Origin of the sequence: Aquibacillus halophilus (assembly GCF_009649745.1) — a bacterium.
GTDB lineage: Bacteria > Bacillota > Bacilli > Bacillales > Amphibacillaceae > Aquibacillus > Aquibacillus halophilus.
In genome coordinates this window covers 1-20489 of the sequence record NZ_WJNG01000027.1, presented here as the reverse complement: position 1 = coordinate 20489, position 20489 = coordinate 1, and the positions used below count along the sequence as shown (strand labels likewise).

Annotated in this window: 15 protein-coding genes, 14 tRNA genes and 2 rRNA genes; 2 read left to right on the top strand and 29 right to left on the bottom strand. The window is 37.7% G+C overall.

Going from position 1 to position 20489, the window contains the following annotated elements; translation table 11 throughout:
* Positions 1–286: 286 nt before the first annotated feature.
* The 11 genes from GH741_RS21140 to larC form a co-directional block, all read right to left on the bottom strand.
* Positions 287–1759 (bottom strand): gluconokinase, encoded by a 1473-nt coding sequence (locus GH741_RS21140; RefSeq protein WP_153738730.1) that lies wholly within the window; start codon positions 1757–1759, stop codon positions 287–289.
* Between the two features lie 72 nt (positions 1760–1831).
* A complete protein-coding gene (gene larE, locus GH741_RS21135) occupies positions 1832–2635 on the bottom strand; it encodes an ATP-dependent sacrificial sulfur transferase LarE (protein WP_153738731.1) in 804 nt (267 codons plus the stop codon).
* A gap of 56 nt (positions 2636–2691) precedes the next feature.
* A complete protein-coding gene (locus GH741_RS21130) occupies positions 2692–3462 on the bottom strand; it encodes an SDR family oxidoreductase (protein ID WP_153738729.1) in 771 nt (256 codons plus the stop codon).
* A gap of 19 nt (positions 3463–3481) precedes the next feature.
* Positions 3482–4750 (bottom strand): nickel pincer cofactor-dependent isomerase, group 22, encoded by a 1269-nt coding sequence (locus tag GH741_RS21125; protein ID WP_153738728.1) that lies wholly within the window; start codon positions 4748–4750, stop codon positions 3482–3484.
* Between the two features lie 255 nt (positions 4751–5005).
* Positions 5006–6079 (bottom strand): Gfo/Idh/MocA family protein, encoded by a 1074-nt coding sequence (locus GH741_RS21120; protein WP_153738727.1) that lies wholly within the window; start codon positions 6077–6079, stop codon positions 5006–5008.
* Positions 6080–6142: 63 nt separating this feature from the next.
* Positions 6143–7003 carry a sugar phosphate isomerase/epimerase family protein gene (locus GH741_RS21115; protein WP_153738726.1) on the bottom strand — a complete coding sequence of 287 codons (861 nt, stop codon included), beginning with the start codon at positions 7001–7003 and terminating at the stop codon, positions 6143–6145.
* A gap of 3 nt (positions 7004–7006) precedes the next feature.
* Positions 7007–8017: a Gfo/Idh/MocA family protein gene (locus tag GH741_RS21110; protein ID WP_153738725.1), complete on the bottom strand. Its 1011-nt coding sequence runs from the start codon at positions 8015–8017 to the stop codon at positions 7007–7009.
* A 122-nt stretch (positions 8018–8139) separates the two neighbouring features.
* Positions 8140–9300: a Gfo/Idh/MocA family protein gene (locus tag GH741_RS21105; protein WP_153738724.1), complete on the bottom strand. Its 1161-nt coding sequence runs from the start codon at positions 9298–9300 to the stop codon at positions 8140–8142.
* A 13-nt stretch (positions 9301–9313) separates the two neighbouring features.
* Entirely contained in the window at positions 9314–10225 is a 912-nt protein-coding gene (locus GH741_RS21100) for an AraC family transcriptional regulator (RefSeq protein WP_153738723.1), read from the bottom strand.
* A 186-nt stretch (positions 10226–10411) separates the two neighbouring features.
* On the bottom strand, positions 10412–11059 hold the full coding sequence (locus GH741_RS21095) for an urease accessory protein UreH (protein ID WP_153738722.1): 648 nt from the start codon (positions 11057–11059) through the stop codon (positions 10412–10414).
* Between the two features lie 564 nt (positions 11060–11623).
* Positions 11624–12550 (bottom strand): nickel pincer cofactor biosynthesis protein LarC, encoded by a 927-nt coding sequence (gene larC / locus GH741_RS21090; RefSeq protein ID WP_153738721.1) that lies wholly within the window; start codon positions 12548–12550, stop codon positions 11624–11626.
* A gap of 351 nt (positions 12551–12901) precedes the next feature.
* On the opposite strand from larC, the gene GH741_RS21085 reads away from it, so the two are divergent.
* A complete protein-coding gene (locus GH741_RS21085; RefSeq protein ID WP_153738720.1) occupies positions 12902–14089 on the top strand; it encodes an ROK family transcriptional regulator in 1188 nt (395 codons plus the stop codon).
* An 89-nt stretch (positions 14090–14178) separates the two neighbouring features.
* On the opposite strand, the gene gndA is transcribed toward GH741_RS21085, so the two are convergent.
* Together gndA and uxaC are read right to left on the bottom strand one after the other, a co-directional pair.
* Entirely contained in the window at positions 14179–15588 is a 1410-nt protein-coding gene (gene gndA / locus GH741_RS21080) for an NADP-dependent phosphogluconate dehydrogenase (protein ID WP_153738719.1), read from the bottom strand.
* Positions 15589–15647: 59 nt separating this feature from the next.
* Complete coding sequence (gene uxaC, locus GH741_RS21075) at positions 15648–17045, bottom strand: glucuronate isomerase (protein ID WP_153738718.1); 1398 nt, start codon at positions 17043–17045, stop codon at positions 15648–15650.
* A 185-nt stretch (positions 17046–17230) separates the two neighbouring features.
* Here uxaC and GH741_RS21070 point away from each other — a divergent pair, with 185 nt between their 5' ends.
* A complete protein-coding gene (locus GH741_RS21070) occupies positions 17231–18406 on the top strand; it encodes an ROK family protein (RefSeq protein WP_153738717.1) in 1176 nt (391 codons plus the stop codon).
* 364 nt (positions 18407–18770) lie between these two features.
* Here GH741_RS21070 and GH741_RS21065 read toward each other — a convergent pair.
* The 16 genes from GH741_RS21065 to GH741_RS20990 form a co-directional block, all read right to left on the bottom strand.
* Positions 18771–18851, bottom strand: a tRNA-Leu gene (locus tag GH741_RS21065).
* 6 nt (positions 18852–18857) lie between these two features.
* Positions 18858–18931 (bottom strand) — tRNA-Cys (locus GH741_RS21060).
* Between the two features lie 5 nt (positions 18932–18936).
* Positions 18937–19011: transfer RNA gene (locus GH741_RS21055), tRNA-Gly, on the bottom strand.
* A 14-nt stretch (positions 19012–19025) separates the two neighbouring features.
* Positions 19026–19100 (bottom strand) — tRNA-Gln (locus GH741_RS21050).
* Between the two features lie 6 nt (positions 19101–19106).
* A tRNA-His gene (locus GH741_RS21045) sits at positions 19107–19182 on the bottom strand.
* 22 nt (positions 19183–19204) lie between these two features.
* A tRNA-Trp gene (locus tag GH741_RS21040) sits at positions 19205–19275 on the bottom strand.
* A gap of 33 nt (positions 19276–19308) precedes the next feature.
* Positions 19309–19394 (bottom strand) — tRNA-Tyr (locus GH741_RS21035).
* A 12-nt stretch (positions 19395–19406) separates the two neighbouring features.
* Positions 19407–19482 (bottom strand) — tRNA-Phe (locus GH741_RS21030).
* 20 nt (positions 19483–19502) lie between these two features.
* Positions 19503–19579 (bottom strand) — tRNA-Asp (locus GH741_RS21025).
* A gap of 74 nt (positions 19580–19653) precedes the next feature.
* Positions 19654–19730, bottom strand: a tRNA-Met gene (locus tag GH741_RS21020).
* Between the two features lie 30 nt (positions 19731–19760).
* Positions 19761–19836 (bottom strand) — tRNA-Val (locus GH741_RS21015).
* Between the two features lie 9 nt (positions 19837–19845).
* Positions 19846–19920, bottom strand: a tRNA-Glu gene (locus GH741_RS21010).
* A gap of 20 nt (positions 19921–19940) precedes the next feature.
* Positions 19941–20032, bottom strand: a tRNA-Ser gene (locus GH741_RS21005).
* A gap of 3 nt (positions 20033–20035) precedes the next feature.
* Positions 20036–20110: transfer RNA gene (locus GH741_RS21000), tRNA-Asn, on the bottom strand.
* A gap of 10 nt (positions 20111–20120) precedes the next feature.
* Positions 20121–20236 (bottom strand): 5S ribosomal RNA (gene rrf, locus GH741_RS20995).
* Positions 20237–20407: 171 nt separating this feature from the next.
* Positions 20408–20489 (bottom strand): 23S ribosomal RNA (locus tag GH741_RS20990); the annotation flags it as partial.

Sequence of the window (20489 nt, the reverse complement as noted above, 5' to 3'; positions counted from 1 at the left end):
CATTTTGATACACCTAAAAAGTAGTGTTCAAAACGATTATTGGGGTGCTTTTGAAAAGTCAAGTGCTTTTCAGCCTAATTCAGAATAATAATAACTAATTAACTACCATAATTTGTAAGACTACCTTGATGACATTGGGCTGAGGCCGTGCCCATGGAAAGCGAAGTATTCTGACGGAACGGCATATAAGCATTCAACTTTAATTAGTGTAAGTGATAAAAGATACTACTTCGTAGTTTATAGATTTTGCGTCAAAACAACAATCTATTAGAAAACAGCTTTCCTATTAATTAAAATAAACAGATAAATCTCGTGATATTTTTTCATACTTCTCATATATTGCTTTATATGTTTCATGATTGCTGTGATTTGGCTGAATTATTTTTCCAGTTGGAATATTCTCCTTAATCGCTTCAAAAGAGTCAACCTTATCAATCCCAACTAAAGCAGTCCACGCTGCTCCCCATGCTGCATTGTGGTGGGTATCCGAAAGGTGAATTTCCTTACCGAATACATCAGCCATTATTTGAACCCATACTGGGGACTTAGATAATCCACCGTTCACACTTATTCTTTCAGGCTTGCCCGCTACTTCTTCTAATGATTTGCCAATTTGATATAGATTAAATGTTATTCCTTCAAGTACAGCACGTGCCAAATGCTCTTTTTTATGGCCAATGCTTAGCCCAAAAAAGTTCCCTTTTGCTTTTTGGTTCCATAATGGAGCTCTTTCGCCATTTACATATGGCAGGAAAAGAATGCCATTAGCGCCGACCTCAATGTTCTCTACGTCAGCAAGAAACTCATCATGACTTCCATCAAACTCTAAGAGATCTTTCAACCACTGTAAAGCAATACCACCATTATTGGTTGCTCCACCGATAATAGAAGTATCAGCCGTAAATGCATAAGTAAACGTTTCCTGTTTTTCATTTATCGGTGCACCATTGGTGAATTGTCTGATTGCACCGCTTGTCCCGACAGATACAGCCACTTCACCTGGTGAAATCGCACCATTTCCGAGGTTTGCCAATTGACCATCAGCAGCTCCAATTACAAACGGCAAGTCTAAAGATATGTTCATTTCAGCAGCAATAGCTTCATCTATCCCTGTTAGTATTTCCGTTGGAGGTACAATCCTAGACAGTTGGTCTACGTTAACACCTACTAATTCCAACACTTCTTCATCCCATTCCAACTTCTTTACGTTCATTAGACCAGATGCAGAAGCCATTGAATAGTCAATCACTCTTTCGCCGAACCATTTCTGCAATAAAAATTCTTTCATCGACATAAAAAAAGCAGCATTTCGATATGGCTCGTAATTTGTTTCCTTCATCCAAAGTAGCTTAAGCATAGGGGACATTGGGTGAATTGGAGTACCTGTTTTCATATAAATATCTTTTCCAATTGTTTTGTTAAGCTTTTCTGCTTGTTCACTACTTCTACCATCTGCCCAAATGATCATCTGTGAGAGTGGGTCATTATTTTCATCCACACAAATAAGTGAGTGCATTGCACATGAAATTCCTAGTCCTAATAATTCATTTTTATCTACACCAGCTTTTGCCACGACATCCTTTATTGCAGCCAGTGACTGCCTTTCAATTTCAATTGGGTCCTGTTCAACCCAATCGGGCTCAGGATAAAAAGAGGTGATCATTTTTTCCGCTTCTTCAACTAGGTTTCCGTCTAAATCAAATATAACTGCTTTGACACTGGTTGTACCCATATCAAGGCCAATAACTAATTCTTTCAAGGTAGTAACCCCCTTAGCATTTTTTCTATTAAAAAGGCCTTGAGCTTTTAGCCCAAAGCCTTACTTCCCGATTCAGCTTGACAATATTTTGTTCATACTACCGCTCTTATAGCCAATCAAGTCCATCGTTATATATTTGTATCCAAATTCCTGAAGTTTTTCCGATATAGTTCCGTGATTCGTTAACACGATAGTCATATCCTTCGGTTCCACTTCTATTCTAGCAATTTCTTCATGAGTTCTCACTCTCACTTGACGAATACCTAGCGATTTCAAATATGCTTCTGATTTATCTACCTTTGTTAGTTTTGCTTGAGTAATCGTTTCTCCATAGGCAATCCTGGAAGATAGACAAGCAAATGAAGGTTTATCCCATGTCGGTAAACCTCTTTCTTTGGAAAGTTGTCTTATTTCCTCTTTGAATAAATTAGCCTCTTGTAAAGGCCCCCTAACCCCTTGCTCTTTTGCCGCTTTCATACCAGGGCGATATTCACTCAGGTCATCGGCTATCACACCATAGATAACGTTACGGAAACCCTTTTCAGACATAATCGGAATTAAATGATCAAATAAACTGTTTTTACAGAAATAGCAGCGATTCTTATCATTTTCTGTATAACCCGGAATCGCAAGCTCTGATGTTTCAACTACTTGGTGATTAGCGCCAATCAGTTCAGCTAATTCTTTGGCTTCTAATAATTCACTAGTTGGATAGGTCTCAGAATCGGCAGTGACAGCTAACACGTTAGCTTTGCCTAATGTATCTACTGCTACTTTAAGCAAGAAAGTGCTATCCACCCCTCCTGAAAAGGCTACAACCACCTGGTTCATATCTTGTAGAATAGATGTTAATTTTTCATATTTTTCATTAATCATCGCTTTCATTTCCTTCCATCCTGAAAACTTCTATCTACAAACATATATATGATAAGTTAGATTGTCATACTACCAAATCCGCCATCAACTCTTAGAAGTGATCCTGTTACAAAGCCTGATGCTTTATCAGATGCAAGGTAAACTGCTGCCCCTTGTAATTCCTCGGGGTCACCAAAACGGTCCATTGGTGTATGATTCATGATGGATTCAATCCGTTCTTCACTTAAAATCTTACGGTTTTGTTCAGCTGGGAAAAACCCAGGAATAATTGCATTAACTCGAATTCCGTGCGGAGCAAATTCTTTTGCTAAGAATTGTGTCACACTATTTACACCCGCTTTTGATGCTGAATAGGTAAACACTTTTGACAGTGGTGTAGTTGAAGATACAGATGATATGTTAATAAAATTTCCTTTTCTTCCTAGCTCAATCATTCTTTTAGCAAAGGCTTGTGTAGTAAAGACAAGTCCCTTTAAGTTAACGTCCATGATATTATCCCATTCCTCCATCTCTAATTCCAAGAATGGTGTTGCGCTATTTGTACCAGGCGCATTAAGAACAATGTCCCATCCTCCTGACCAAGTTTCAATTGCTTCTACAAGCTTATTGATTGATTCACGAGAACTTACATCTGCTTGGAAAGACTTTGCTGTTCCCCCATTTGCCTCAATTTCTTTCGTTACCATTTCCGCTTTTTCCATATTACGTCCAACTATAGCTACTTTTGCACCATGCTCGGAAAGTCCTTTAGCCATAGAACTACCAAGCACACCATTTCCCCCTAGAACTACTGCTGTTTTACCTGTTAAGTCAAATAGATTATTCATCTTATCTTCCCCCTATTATTTAATTCAAATTACCGTCACTATCAACGTTTATCTCATAGATATTGGAGACCTGTGTCATATTTGGATGTTCTTTAACATGGTCAAGCAATGATTCTGACACTTCAATTTCACCTATATCTAATGTGTTTTTAATCCGCACCATTTTCACTTTAGTAAAATCTAGAATATTACAAGTTTTGATTGCAGCTTGGATTGCTTGGTAATCATTAGGTAATGTTGTCGATATATGAGTCGGTCCTACAACCGTTGAAGTAAGGCCATTCGCATAGGTTGCTTCTCGGTCCATTTTATCGACGAGACGCTGAGTCGTGAAATCCGCTGTGCCAACTCCATTGGCATTTCCCTCAGTCTCCTCGGTTAAGTCAAGTACAATCATTTTTGTGACATCTGGGCCTCCATATGCATAAGGAGTTGGGTAACGTCCGGTGATGTTTGGATCCATGCCATCACCTGAGATGTTTTTCCCTATTTCATCAATGACAAGTACGTCTATTTTTTCAAAGAAGAGCTTTGGTAGAGACTCTTTAGCAAGCTTCTGTAACTCAATTTCTTTTTCTTCAATTTCATCAGGAAGCAATACGTCTATTTTTGCAACCTTATCAAACGCATTTTCTACCGTTGCGACAGCAAATAGAATAGGCATTTTATCTATGATTATTTTGGCCATCGCCGGTACATGTTCAGCCATATGCTTGAATCCTAATTGGTGACATGCTTCTGCACCTTTTTGTTTCCCCAAACCGATACTAATCATTTTCATAATTCCACTTTCAACAGGCCCTCGAAATGCAGTATGCGGTTTCACTCTGTTGATAACGACAATCCCATCAGCCTCTGATGCAATCTTGTCAATATAGATAGGTAAACCATTAGATAATTCATCAATTTTAATTACTTCCATTGAAGAGCGTATCTCTGCATTAACACTCTCTTTTGTGACACCCAGATGTTCCAGTACAGCTTTTTGTCCTTCATCTGAGGCGCCACCATGACTCCCCATACATGGGACAATGAAAGGTTTTGCACCTAAATCTTGCAGGTATTTTACCGTAACGGCAGTCGTTTCAACGAGACGATCCAATCCTCGACTACCTACTGCAACAGCGATTTCCATGCCTGGTCTAACCGTCTTTTTAATTTGTTCTTTGTCTAAACCAGCTCTTAAGACATCACCAAGATTGTCCACTTGAGAGTCATCAAACTCCTGTTTAACTTTAGCCATTTTTGGAACGGGAATATCTTTTAAAAGTTCTTGAATAATACCCATAAAATATCCACTCCGTTTCTGTACTTTTTATTATTATCCTTACTATATCACTTGAACTAAAATATTATTTGATAATCTTCTTTTAATCACAGACTTATTAATTTGTTTAGTAAACAAATTAATAAGTTAAGAATATCATTTTAAACTATTTGAGTCAATGAAGTTTCCCCATATTTATATGGTTCATCTAATTTTGAAGATAATATTAAAGTCAGAAAGAGAGTTATCTCTTTTCCGAGATAACTCTTAAGAATCTTAGCTAGTCACATCTATTGCTTTTTCTTGTGCAATTAAACACAACTCGGCTGCTTTAAATGCATGGTCTTGGGTCATTGCGTTTTCTGTTCGATTAATACAATCCTTAATCAGTTCTCCAAAGAATGGAAAACCTACTTTACCCGATAATTCGTAATGTTTTTCGCCTTCTTTATTCACTAAATACAGATGATCACCTGTATCTTGTCGTGCTACATCGACATATTTGCGAATCTCGATTGTTCCTTCTGTTCCAGTAATAAAGGTTCTTCCGTCTCCCCACGTGCTCAATCCATCCGGTGTAAACCAATCTACTTTAAATATTTGGGTGGCACCATTATCACCAACTAAAGTTGCATCTCCATAATCTTCTAGCTCTGGGTGATCAGGATTATTATAATTTCCTACTTTACTATGCAAAATTTCCGCATCCTCGCAACCTGCATAATGCAAAAATTGTTCAATTTGGTGGCTACCAATATCACATAAAATCCCACCATATTGCTCTTTGTTAAAAAACCAATCCGGACGACTTGCTGCATTTAATCGGTGTGGTCCGAAACCAGTCACTTGAATCACACGTCCGATGGCACCATCCTTAATAAGGTCCCCGGCAAATACAGCACCTTCCACGTGAAGACGTTCACTGAAATACACCATATACTTTTGACCGGTTCGTTCTACCACGCGTTTTGTCTCTGCCAATTGAGTCATCGTTGTAAAAGGAGTCTTATCAGTAAAATAATCTTTTCCGGATTCCATTACTTTATTCCCTAGAGCACTCCGTTCAGATGGTATCGCCGCTGCCGCCACTAATTTTATTGAACTATCCTCTAAGATTTGTGCTAATGACTCGGCAACTTGGACATTAGGAAACATTCCAAGAAATTCCTCTACCTTCTTTGGATTAGGGTCATAGACCCATTTCAATGTTGCACCAGCTTCTATTAATCCATTACACATGCCATTAATGTGTCCATGATCTAGTGCAGTCACCGCAACTGGGAATTCTCCTTCTTTTACAACTGGATTCGGTTTACCCTTTGGCGCATAATTCATGCCATCATTACTCATAAGCTAGTCCCCCTTGATGTTTTTTGAATGATACATAGTTTTTTTATCTTATCTAATTGTCCTTTAGAACCAATCTGCGTAACCTAATTCCCGTAAGTTGTTAGCAGAGATTTCTAAACAATCAAACGGGTCCACGCCGTACGTATCATCTTGTTCCACTAAGAAGTATTGTGCTCCACTGTCAAGACCCGCTTCAATTATCGCTGTCATATCAAGGTTTCCTTCACCAACTTCAGCAAACTCAATCAGGTTGGTAAATTTCCCGAAGAATTTGCCCATGTCTTCAAGATCTTCATCTGTAATATCTAAACTCCCTATTCGGTAATCTTTTAAATGTAATAGAGAAATACGGTTTTTATACTTTTTGATAAACTCTACTGGATTCACACCTGCTCTTTGAATCCAGTGAACATCTAGTTCAAAACCAAGTCTAGTTGTATTATTTTTGATAAGGTCTAATAAATATTCCCCATCATATCTCTGAAATTCGATATGGTGAGTATGGTAATATAATTCAATTCCATGCTCAGCTAAACGATCGGCCATTACTTCCGCTTTACTAATGAAATCCATAATTTTTTCTTTATCTCCCATTACGGTTAAAGGCAACATACCTATACGCAAGAAATTACAATCCAACTCCTTGCAATCACTAACAAATTTGTCGAAGTTATCAACTAAGGTTTCTCCAGGTGCACCAGGTAGCATTGGTTCTAAAGCCGCAGAAAGAGCAGCAATTTTAATATCAAAATCTTTACTAGCTCGCTTTAACTCGCCTACATTTTCTTTGGTCATCGGAATCTGTGAAACTTCGACAGCGTGGTAACCAAGTTCACTTATCTTTTTCATTGTTTGATAGGCACCGATTTCTTCGACCTTTTGTTTAAGCATCATCATTTGAACCCCAATTTTACCTTTTTTCATTTTTCAAACCTCCATCATAATTTCTTGTTTTATTTTAGACGAATTACAAATTGCATCAATCATCTGCATCGCTGGGAGTCCATCTCTAACATGGATATAATCATCTGTATCATTCTCTATACATCTATAAAAGTGATTAATTAATTTTGAATGGCTTGCCCCATAATAAAACTTTGAACCAGATAACTTTGAGTCTTCGATAATTTGTTCCTTTTGACCGAGATGATTGATTGCTGTTAAAACGCTATCTTTTATCGTAAACTTTCCTTTTTCTAATAGTATTTGAAGTTCGACACTTGAGTTGGAGGCGTTTGTTATCGTGGCAAAAAATAGCCCTCTCGCCCCATTAGCAAACTGAATATTAGCTGTGGCTGTATCTTCTACCTCAATATCATAGTCTAGTAATTTATCGATTGATCCTCTGATTTTTTCAATCCTACCACCGATTAGTTGCATTAAATCTAACGTATGAATGGATTGATTAATCATTACTCCACCACCGGCCTTCTCCATTTTCCCACGCCATGGTTTTTCGGCATAGTAGGACTTTGGTCGGTACCACGTTACTAACCCTTTCAGGCCTGTAACGTTACCGTATTTACCACTTTCAACTAGTTCTTGCAATTTAACAAATGTTTCATTGAAACGGTTTTGAAACGACATACAAATCTTTACATCCTTGTTTGATTCCTCTAACTGTACTAGTTTGATAGAGTTTTCCAAATCTTTATCTAAGGGCTTTTCCTGGAAAACATGTACTCCCTTTTCCACACAAGCTTTTGTTGCTAAGTAGTGGAGGTGATGTGGTAAACAAACGTGTACGCAATCTAAACTTTCTTTAGCTAACATTTCGTGATAATCAGCATAAAACACTGTCCCAGTATCTATCCAATTATCTCTCATCGATTCTTCACTATCACATACAGCTACCAATTCAACATTGGGATTCGCTTCGATAACGGGAAGGTGTATGTTGGAAATATCTCCAAGACCTACAACTGCAACTTTAATCAATATACTAACCCCCCTTTTAAACGAGTTAATCACATTTAAGTTAAGTAAAGTAAAGGGATTCTTAGATAATAGTTGCTTATCTTCCTGAATCCCTTTAACCTTTTAAATGAACAAAATTTTATCTATTTTTCAATTGGAGTACGTTTTTCTTCCTCTATCTTTTTATTTAACTCGGCCAAATACAGGTCTTCATCAACTGGAAGCTCTACTTCTTTACCTAACCAACTAGATAGATGAATTGCATTTGCAAATGCAACACCATGAATTCCATCACTACCTGGAGCAATTAGTGGTGTACCATCTAAAACGTTAGCAGCAAAGTTCTTAAGCACTGCGGTGTGTTGTGCACCCCATACACTCTCAAACTCAATAACTTCTTCATCATATAATTCTCCAGGACCTTTGCCCATAAAGATTTCCATCACATCTTGCATACTCATATTCGAACTCATCTCTGACTCTGGTTGCTTAAGGCGCTTTATCGTTACTTTCTTACTATCATCTACAACAATTTTTCCTTTATCACCTAGTATTTCAAAGCGATCTGTCCCCATAACATCATGTGTACATGTAATAAACACACCTGTTGCCCCATTACCATAGTCAAGTATTGTCGTAACTTCATCTTCTACCGCTATATCTCTTTGATAGCCATACTTAACATTTGAGTAAACTTTTTTCGGCATTCCACAAATCCATTGAAGCAAATCTAGTTGATGGGGGGCTTGGTTGACAAGAACGCCACCACCTTCACCTTCCCAGGTAGCTCTCCATGCACTTTGGTCATAATAACCTTGTGGTCTCCACCATGTAGTAATAATCCAATTTGTTCGACGGATATCACCAATTTCGCCATTATCAACGATCTCTTTCACTTTTTGGTAAAGTTCATTTGTCCGTTGATTAAACATAATGCCAAAGGTTAATTCTGGTTTAGTATCGGCAAATTCATTTAATTCCCTAACTTGCTTTGTATAGACACCAGCAGGTTTTTCTACTAGTGCATGAATATTTGCTTTAAGTGCGGCAATACCCATTTCTGGATGTAAGTAATGTGGAACACAAGTAACAATTGCGTCAACATTGCCACTTTCGATCATTTCCGTGTAGTTATCATAAAAAGGTGCATCTGGATGTTTTTCTGTGGCGAGTGCTTTTTTGTCAGGATCAATGTCACAAATAGCACCTACCTCCATGTTTTCAACTTTACCTTCTGCAATAAAGCCTGCATAGGCACTACCTTGTGCACCAAAACCAATAATTCCTAGTTTCACTTTTTTCATAATTAATTCTCCCCTAATTGCTTATTTTTGAACGAACACTGCGATATTCTTTCGCTGTAACGCCAACTTTTTCTTTAAAATACCGACTAAAATGTGAAACGCTTTCAAAACCACTTTCATATGCCACATCTTTTAAGGGTTTGTTCGGCTCCATTTCAAGCAAAAACTTCACTTGAGTTAACCGACATCCCATCAGGAATTCCATCACTGTAAATCCTGTCATCTCCTTAAATACATGGGAGACATATGACTTACTTAGGTTAAGTGCTTCCGCTAATTCGTCTAACGTCAATTTCTCCATAAAATGGTTTTGGATATAGGCTGCTATATTTTCTGCATGCTCTGTTTTTTCAGTTCTACTGCTTAAAATCTTCTTTGAATCGACTTGACCAATTCTATTTACGATTATTAGCATTTCGATTACTAACACTTTCATTTCAGCTTCTACCTGTGTATTGTAGCGTTTAAAATTGTTTTGTAACTCTGTCAGTCGCCAAATGATATGCTCTAAACGTTTTGATTCTTCATTTTCATTGGTGCGAATTAAACAATGGTGTAGTTTTTCAAAAACTTCTAATAAATTTAAACTCTTCAATTCAGTTAATACACCTTGGATCCATTGTGGTGAAAAATGAACGACACTGCGAACATATTCACTACTTGGATCAACATTTGGTTTATGAAGTGTCTTGCCATCCATTAACAAAATATCCCCAGGACTCAAATCATAAATTTGATTGTTAATTAAATATCGACATGAACCAGCATGAAAAAAGTAAATCTCATAATGTTCTAGATGACTATGATAATTTATATCAAACTTATTTCCTCGAAAGCGATATCCTACAACTAATGGTTCATTCACACAGGCCATTCCTTTCTGTGAAGCTGTTTTAAGTATATAAGGATGGAATACAAAAATCATTACTTCAAATTGTTTACTTTAGAAGATTAATTTACTGAGAGTGCTTTTCTATTTATATTTTGAGATAATTTCTTGCATATATAACAGAAAATCACCCGATTTATTAGTTTGGATTACACTACTAGAACGGGTGATTGTTCTTTCATATTTAGTTGGTACCAACTTCTAACGCCTTTGAATCAAAGATTAGGGTATCCACATCTGAAATAATCCCTCTGTAATCCCAAGATTATATATATAATAGACACCAAATAAAAAACTGACTGCTCCTGCTGTCTTGGTAAGGAATCTGTTAACTCCTAACTTGCCTTTACTAATTACAAATGGTACTCCAAGTAAAGTAGTAAACCCTAGCATTCCGATAATAGTACCAACACCAAATATTAAGATAAACAACGAACCTTCCCACACAGTAGAGACCGAAGACATGGTTAGTAAAATCATAGCTGCACTGCCTGCTAATCCATGGACTAATCCGATAAACATGGATTTAAATAGTGACGTTTTATCGCCATCTTGGTGTTTATCTAGATAACTTTTATAAAAAAACATACTTGATATACCTAGATAAACCAACATAATTCCAACAACAAACTCTAGTGACATCGCCCACACCGTTGAGAATTCTCCTTTTGCAAGAATGAAGATGATTCCGATAATAAAGAGCGTAATTGTATGTCCTATTCCCCAATAAACTCCTGCTAATGTTGATTGCCAAAGCTTTTTACTTTTACTTGCAATTGTTGATACAGCAATAACATGATCAGGCTCTAACGAATGTTTTATACCTAGTATAAAACCTAAAAACAATACAGATAAATAGCTTGTTGTCATAATTGTTCAAACCTTCCCTTGCTCGTCCTATTTTAACCTTAACCGGCTCATTGTTGATAAAAATATATCTTTTTTACCTTCGCAGTAGATGTGAATTGCGACGTAGTGTAGCTACTAGTTGATTTACGCTCTAGGCAGTCGCTTTCCGCGGGCAACGCTTCAACTTCCTCCGGGATTTCAGCCGTCGCTTTTCCCGCTGGAGTCGACTGCCCTCCACTCCATCACCATCTTGTAGTTAGTTTAGTTCTACATCTTAGAATAGCTTTATGTTTAAGGGAAAAATCCTTTCCACAGAAAACCATAGGCTTTACTCCTCGATAATTAGAACACTAATACCAGTGTAGTCAGAATACGTAGACTCCTTGAAAATACGCATCCATTTTCTTCGTGCGATGTTGATTTCAAGAAGTAAAATTCAAGTCCTGCGCGATGGAAAGGCATAGGTAAGACCCGGAGTGCGCAGCGTGAGGAGGCTCAACAGCCGTCCGCGTAAAGCGCAGTGTATTTCTGAAGTGGTCTTGGTTAAGTCGCACTTTATAGATTTTGCGTCACACTAAAACAAAACTAAATTACTTCTTCGCCAATAATTACTCGAAGAACATTCGGGTGCATTGGAAATGTTTTAGTTCCCGCTCCATAGCCAATTGATTTTACTTCCATAGAAGGAATGGTTCCAAATTCCTCAGCCAAGACAGCTACTATCGCTGCTCCTGTAGGCGTTGCTAGTTCTGCTTTCAACTCACTATGCTGAATAGGAATCCCTTTTAAAATTTCGAGCGTTGCAGGAGCTGGCACCGGATATACTCCGTGATCAATATGTATCTTTCCAGAACCAACCGCCACTGGTGATGATTTAATAACTTCTATCTCTAATTCATTAATTAAGATAGCCGTTCCGACAATATCAACAATTGAATCAACTGCTCCTACCTCGTGAAAATGTACTGTTTCCAACGGTAATCCGTGAATATGGCCTTCAGCTTCTCCAATTTTCTTGAAAATCTTCAAAGCCATCGTTTCAACCTGTTCAGTAAAACCAGCCTGTTTTATGATAGCTACTATATCTTGATAGGAACGATGAGAATGGTCATGGTTCCCGTCATGATCGTGATGATGTGAGTGTTCATGGTGACCATCATCATGATGGTGATGGGTATGTGAATGTTGATGTCCGGCTTCATCAGAATGAGTATGTGTATGAGTATGGCTATGGGTATGTGCATGACTGTGCGAATGCTTATGGTCGGCCTCTTCAGAGTGACTATGTCCATGATGGTACGGCTGATTTTTATCGCTTAAGACAACGTCAAATTTTGTACTTGTAATACCGTTCTTCACCACTTTACTTTGTTGTAACTTATACTCTTCTTCTATTTCGAGTTTCTTTAATTCCTTTTCTAATCTACCAAAGTCTGCACCTGCATCTAAAAGCGCACCGATAACCATGTCACCACTGATTCCAGAGAAGCAATCAAAATAGAGTGTCTTCATGTGTTTACCTCTTTTCCGTATATATAATTGTTATTTTTATTTTTCAATTTACAACTTAGCATAAGTCTAACCCTAACCTTAATAAAGTTGTGAATTAAAGTATGTTATTATAAAATAAGTTATGATGTGACATAAAAGGAATGAAACCCCTTTCAGCACTTACGATGTTCTTTTTTTCATCATTGTAATTGCTAATTCTATAAAACTTCAGAGTCATGGCTTCTAATAAGGTAGTCTCTGGGTTAGTCACATCTAACCTACACTTGTAGCTAATTATTCTCTCTTTCATTCATTTATAAATACGATTAACATTAATTTCTTTTAACTTTTCTAAAACAAAGGGGGATAACCATGGTCACTGGCGATGGTGCATATATAAAAAAATTAAACAGAAATTTTATTCTAGGTAAAATTGTCGAACATGGCATGATATCTAGAGCAGAATTATCTAAGGTCACCGGATTAAACAAAGCAACCATTTCTGTTCAAGTTGCTGAATTATTAGACACAGAGCTTATTTTTGAAACCCAACAAGAACATAACGTTGTAGGAAGACGACCAATTATGCTTTCCCTTAATCGCAAAGTGGGCTGTGTATTAGGCATTGATCTAGATTATAAAGAAATAACCTATACACTTTCTGATTTATTAGGATTCCCATTGTTTTCAGATACTTATGAACTAAATTCCTCAAACTACGATGAGATCCGTGAATTAATAGCAAATCAAATCAAAAGTTACCAAATAAAATCTGCTGACAGACGATACGGGTTGGTTAGCGTCGTAATTGCAATCCATGGCACTGTTGGTAAGGACGAAACTATTTTCTTTATTCCCCAACACCAATGGCGGAATAAGAACTTAAAGGCTGACCTTGAAAAAGATATAGAAATCAGTGTACATATTGAAAACAATGCGAACCTGTGCGCATTTGCAGAGAAAATTTTCAAACACCACCATTCAGATAATCTGTTATGCATCAGCATGTATTCCGGGATAGGTCTTGGAATCATCATGGATGGCGAAGTGATTAAAGGTTACCATGGATACGCCGGAGAAATGGGACACATGGTGTTATTCCCTGATGGCTTGCCTTGTAAGTGTGGAAATAAAGGGTGTTGGGAACTATACGCATCGGAAGCCAGCCTGTTCTCCTTATTATCTCAGAAAATGAATAAAAAGGATATTGGCTATCAAGATATCCAACACTGGATTAACACAAGGGAACCTGAAGTATGCGAACACATGAACAGGTTTATAAAACACTTATCTATTGGACTCAATAACATCATTAACTTATATAATCCTGAAACAATTGTGCTTAACAGTGAACTATTACACCTATATCCTAATGCAATTGAAGAAATCAAAGCGAATCTAACTTCTTCAGTGAGTCAATACCGTGAATTAGTAATCTCAGACCTTGGTAAAAATGCATCTATTATGGGTGCTTGTGCCTTTGGTATAAAAAAATTCTTAGAAATACCAGAACTAAGTTTAGAGCTTTCTGATAGACTTCTACCGATTGAAACTAAATAACAACATCATTAGTAAAATATCCCCCTGATGGGGGATATTTTATTTTAATGGGAGTATTTTGAGCTCCGAATCCCTTTACATACTTCAACTTACATCCAGTTTGTATGGAAAACTCCATCTTTATCGATACGTTGGTACGTATGGGCACCAAAGTAATCACGTTGGGCTTGAATTAAGTTAGCTGGCAACGTTTCAGTACGATAACTATCATAATATGCGATAGCACTTGAGAATCCTGGTACCGGAATACCTTGGTCAATTGCTACTTTTAGTACTTCACGCAATGAAGATTGATAGTTCTGGGCAATATCTTTGAAATAAGAATCTAATAAAAGATTAGCTATCTTAGGCTCACGATCATATGCTTCTTTAATCTTTTGTAAAAATTGTGCCCGAATAATACAGCCGCCTCGGAAAATCATAGCAATGTCTCCATAACGAAGATTCCAATCATTTTCATCAGAGGCAGCACGCATTTGCGCAAAGCCTTGAGCATAAGAAACAATTTTACTCAGATAAAGTCCTTTTCGTACCGCTTCGATTAACTCTTCTTTGTTCCCCTCAAACTTAGTCGTTTTTGGACCAGTTAAAATCTTGCTAGCCTTTACACGTTCTTCTTTCATAGCAGAAATAAAGCGAGCAAATACGGATTCAGTAATAATTGGAAGTGGAACACCTAAATCTAGCGAATCTTGACTTGTCCATTTACCAGTACCCTTTTGTCCTGCTGTGTCTAATATAACATCCACAAGTGGCTTACCTGTTTCTTCATCGATTTTGGTAAAGATGTTAGCTGTAATCTCAATCAAATAGCTGTCTAGCTCTCCCTTATTCCATTCAGAGAACACTTCATGAAGTTCGGCAGCATTTAAGCCTAGAACATTTTTCAAAATGAAATATGCTTCAGAAATCAATTGCATGTCGCCATATTCAATTCCATTATGAACCATTTTCACATAATGACCGGCTCCATTTGACCCGATATAAGTTGAACAAGCTTCACCTTCAACCTTTGCAGAAATGGCAGTTAATATCGGTTCAACAAGATCATAGGCTTCCTTCTGACCACCAGGCATAATTGAAGGACCTTTTAACGCGCCTTCCTCTCCTCCTGATACACCGGTACCAATAAAGTGAATGCCACTTTCATCTAATTCTTGATTACGTCTAATTGTGTCTTTGTAGAATGTGTTTCCACCATCAATAAGAATATCACCTTTATCAAGATATGGCTTTAATGATTCAATCGTTGCATCTGTTGCTGCACCAGCTTTTACCATCAACAAGATCTTGCGTGGTTTTTCTAAAGAATGAACAAACTCTTCAATCGTGTTTGCACCAAAGAAATTCTTTCCAGCAGCTTCATTAGCTAAAAAGTTCTCCGTTTTCTCAAATGAGCGATTAAACACAGAAACCGAATTACCTCTACTTTCAATGTTAAGTGCTAAGTTTTTCCCCATAACGGCTAAGCCGACTACACCAATTTGTTGTTTTGACATAACTGATTTCCTCTCTTTATATTAAATTGTGATTATAATTAACTTAAAGCTGTTTCTTGTTAGATAGTAAAATAACGTTCTGCGTTAGAATAACAGATATTTTTCACATAAGTTTCAAGAAGTTCCTTGTCATTTGGTACTTTGCCTTCTTCCACCCAAGTTCCAATCAAGTTACATAGTATTCTTCTGAAATATTCATGACGTGAAAATGAAAGAAAGCTTCTTGAGTCTGTCAACATACCAATAAAGTTACTGATTAAACCTGTATTAGCTAGTGTTTTTAGCTGGTCTTCCATCCCGTCAATATGATCATTGAACCACCATGCGGTTCCGAATTGAACTTTACCTGGTATCTCATCATTTTGATAATTTCCTGCCATTGCCGCTAACACATTGTTATCTCTAGAGTTTAGAGAATATAATACTGTTTTTGGCAATTTATCTTTTACCTCTAATGCATCTAAGAAGTTGGATAACGGCTCAGCAAGAAGACGATCTCCGATTGAATCAAAGCCACTGTCAGGGCCAACCTTATTGAACATGCGCGTATTATTATTACGAAGCGGGTTCATGTGTAATTGCATGACCCAACCTTTATCTGCGTACAACTCACCAAGAGATACCAATGTATAGGTTCTAAATTGATCTATTTCTTTTTCAGATAGCTCCTCCCCATTTAAACGCTTTTGGAAGATGGATGCTACTTCATTCTTTGTTCCTTCTTGATAGAACATAACATTAATCCCGTGGTCGGAACTTCGACAGCCTTGTTGATCGAAATAATCCACACGCTGTGCTAAGGCATCAAGAAAAGTATCGTAATTATCAATAGAGGTATTGGCAGCTTCCGCTAGCTTTTTCACCCAATCAAGAAAGTCGTCTTTCTCAATGTTTAATCCTTTATCAGGTCGGAACGAAGGAGATACTTTAGTCGCAAACTCTTCGTCTCGAAGTTGAATGTGATACTGCAGATCATCAGTAGGATCGTCGGTTGTACCAACAAAAACGACCTTATCTTTTTCCAAAATTGAACGAACTGACAATTCAGGAGTTGCCAATTTACGATTTGCTTCCTCCCAAATGGCTGGTGCAGTTTCTTCATTTAAGATTTCATCAATTCCAAAATATCTAAGTAATTCTAAATGAGTCCAGTGGTATAATGGGTTCCCCATTGTATTAGGAACTGTTTTAGCCCAAGCTAAAAATTTCTCGTAGTCACTCTTGTCCCCAGTTATATAATCCTCAGCAATGCCATTAGCTCTCATTGCTCTCCATTTATAATGATCACCTGCAAGCCAAATTTCTGATATGTTGTTATAATTCTTATTTTGTAGAATTTCTTCTTGATTTAAGTGATTATGATAATCTATAATCGGCATTTTTTTCGCAACGTTGTGATAGAGTTCTTTTGCGGTTTCACTATACAATAAAAAGTCTTCGGTTATAAAAGTTTTCATCGTTCATCCACCCTTTGCAACAGATTTTTAAAGCGTAATTATGAATTTTCATTTCATCGATTCGAATCAATTTAATTATTTTGTTTACTAAACAAACTATTACATATATTATGATATAGGTAAACGAATTACTTTTCAAGTGAATTATTAGATTAAATTAAATTAATCTGTAAGGGGATTTTATATTGGATACTGGAGACGCAAGCTATATAAAAAAATTAAATAGAAAAATACTAATTGAAGAAATCATTAAAAATAGATCCTTATCAAGAAGCACTCTAGCCAGGATAACCGGGCTAAATAAAGCAACTGTATCTGCCCAAATAAGCGGCCTTCTTCATGAGAATATTGTAATTGAAAAAAGTGAAGGAGAATTGGTGACGCGAGGAAGAAAACCGATTCTATTGGAAATTAATGGTGATGCCGGATATAGCATCGGTATAGATATTGATGAAGATAACATCAACATTATATTTACAACGTTAAAGGGAAAGCCATTTCATAAAATGGTATTAGTAAAGGATTCCCAACTCGGACAAATTACCAACCAATTAATAGATGAAATTAATCCTATTATAAATAAATTTAACCGAATCTATCAGCCAATTGGACTTGTAGGTGTTGGAGTGGGTATTCACGGAATTGTTAACAATAAAAATGACATCATTTTTACTCCGAATCAACAATGGTCCAATATAAATATCACTGAGAAACTAGTAGAGGCATTTGAGACAACAGTTTCCGTTGATAATAACGCTAATTTTTCGGTCTTCGCGGAACAGGTTTATGAAAATAACTTAGCTGATTTATTTTGCATCACTTTACACTCGGGAATTGGTTTAGGCATTATCAATGAAAATAAAATTTATCGTGGTTATCAAGGATTTGCAGGTGAAATCGGACATATGATTATCGAATCCAATGGGGATTTTTGTGCTTGTGGTAATCAGGGTTGTTGGGAGTTATATGCATCTGAAAAAATTTTAACAACGAAACTACTGGAAAGGTTCCCTACTCTTTCTCTACCAGACGGAATCAAAGAACTAGATCAAGATGAAACTTACCATGCTATATTAGACGACTACCTCGACTATTTGGCTATTGGTTTAAATAATGTTATTAATATCTTTAATCCAGAAAAAATAATTTTAAATGGTTCAATCATAAATGGAAATTCACCTTATATTAGTAAAATAGAAGATAGATTAACTTCAAAAATAAATAACTACCGTGAAATCAGTGCCTCAAGACTAGGACCAGATGCATCTGCACTAGGCGGAGCTGCGTCCGCACTCAAGAGTTTCTATGGGGTAAATATGATTAATTTTAACGATTACAATTACGTTAAAAATATTAGTTAAACCTGAGATCAAATCTGGCAAAAACATCCGATTTTTTATCAATTGCCTAACCACTGTCATCGAAGAATATGATGTTTTTATTTTCAATTATTCAATAAAATAAAATTTACTTTATAACGTCACTTGTAAAGCCTTTTCTATCTATTAACAAATAAATAATCTGATATGGTTATATTGTTCTGTCACTCATAATCATGCCCCTTTTGCTATTTCTAAACGAATAAAGGGAACATGAGTAACGTTCTCTAATTATCCTGTCACACGATTTCATTCAAAGTATAGCCCTAAATACAAACAAAAACGCTGATTTTACTTTATGTAAAGTAAAATCAGCGTTAAATTAATATTTATATTTTTTTTATGATACCGGTGGCCGGGGTCGAACCGGCACTCCAGAGGAACACGATTTTGAGTCGTGCGCGTCTGCCAATTCCGCCACACCGGCATAATATGGAGGCGGTAACCGGATTTGAACCGGTGATAAAGGTTTTGCAGACCTCTGCCTTACCACTTGGCTATACCGCCTTAAATGGAGCGGAAGACGGGATTCGAACCCGCGACCCCCACCTTGGCAAGGTGGTGTTCTACCACTGAACTACTTCCGCTAATAAATGGTAAATGGCTGGGCTAGCTGGATTCGAACCAGCGCGTGACGGTACCAAAAACCGTTGCCTTACCGCTTGGCTATAGCCCAATAAAATGGGGCGACCGATGGGAATTGAACCCACGTATGCCGGAATCACAATCCGGTGCGTTAACCCCTTCGCCACGATCGCCACAATATAAAAAAAGATAAAGCAGGGGTAGTAGGAATCGAACCCACACTGGAGGTTTTGGAGACCTCAGTTCTACCTTTAAACTATACCCCTATAATACTATGAAATAGTTTATGAATAAATGATTGGTGGAGGGAGTAGGACTCGAACCTACGAACCCGATGGGAGCGGATTTACAGTCCGCCGCGTTTGGCCAACTTCGCTATCCCTCCACTATATAAAAGTGGTGGCTCAGGACGGAATCGAACCGCCGACACACGGATTTTCAGTCCGTTGCTCTACCGACTGAGCTACTGAGCCATATTGTTATTAAATAAAAGTGGCGGTCCGGACGGGACTCGAACCCGCGACCTCCTGCGTGACAGGCAGGCATTCTAACCAACTGAACTACCGGACCATAAACTAAATGTTTGAACTCTTGGTATTACTTTTTTCTAACGATGGTGTCACTCAACGTCTTAGAAAATAAATTGGTTGCGGGGGCAGGATTTGAACCTGCGACCTTCGGGTTATGAGCCCGACGAGCTACCGAACTGCTCCACCCCGCGACAATATAGGAATAATCCTATTATAAAAAATGGTGGAGGATGCAGGGCTCGAACCTGCGACCCCCTGCTTGTAAGGCAGGTGCTCTCCCAGCTGAGCTAATCCTCCATATTAAATTGGTGACCCGTACGGGATTCGAACCCGTGATACCGCCGTGAAAGGGCGGTGTCTTAACCACTTGACCAACGGGCCCCTTATATATAAATCCAAAGTGGCGGAGAGCGAGGGATTCGAACCCTCGAAACCGCGGTAACGGTTTACACGATTTCCAATCGTGCTCCTTCGGCCACTCGGACAGCTCTCCATATGGCTCCACAGGTAGGACTCGAACCTACGACCGATCGGTTAACAGCCGATTGCTCTACCACTGAGCTACTGTGGAATGGATAAATGCCTGGCGACGTCCTACTCTCGCAGGGGCAATGCCCCAACTACCATGGGCGCTGGAAAGCTTAACTACTGTGTTCGGCATGGGAACAGGTGTGACCTCTCCGCTATTGCCACCAGACCTACTATATAAAATTTAGGGACAAGGTATATTATATTCACATTGCATCAAAAATGCAAGTACTTTTTAAACAGTATTATATGAATATACCTTCAAAACTAGATAAGCAATGGGGACATCAAGTTATTCAACGAACGACTTTTTTCTTTGATTCATAAAACTCATATCATTTTAGTTAAGTCCTCGATCGATTAGTATTCGTCAGCTACACGTGTCACCACGCTTCCACCTCGAACCTATCAACCTCATCGTC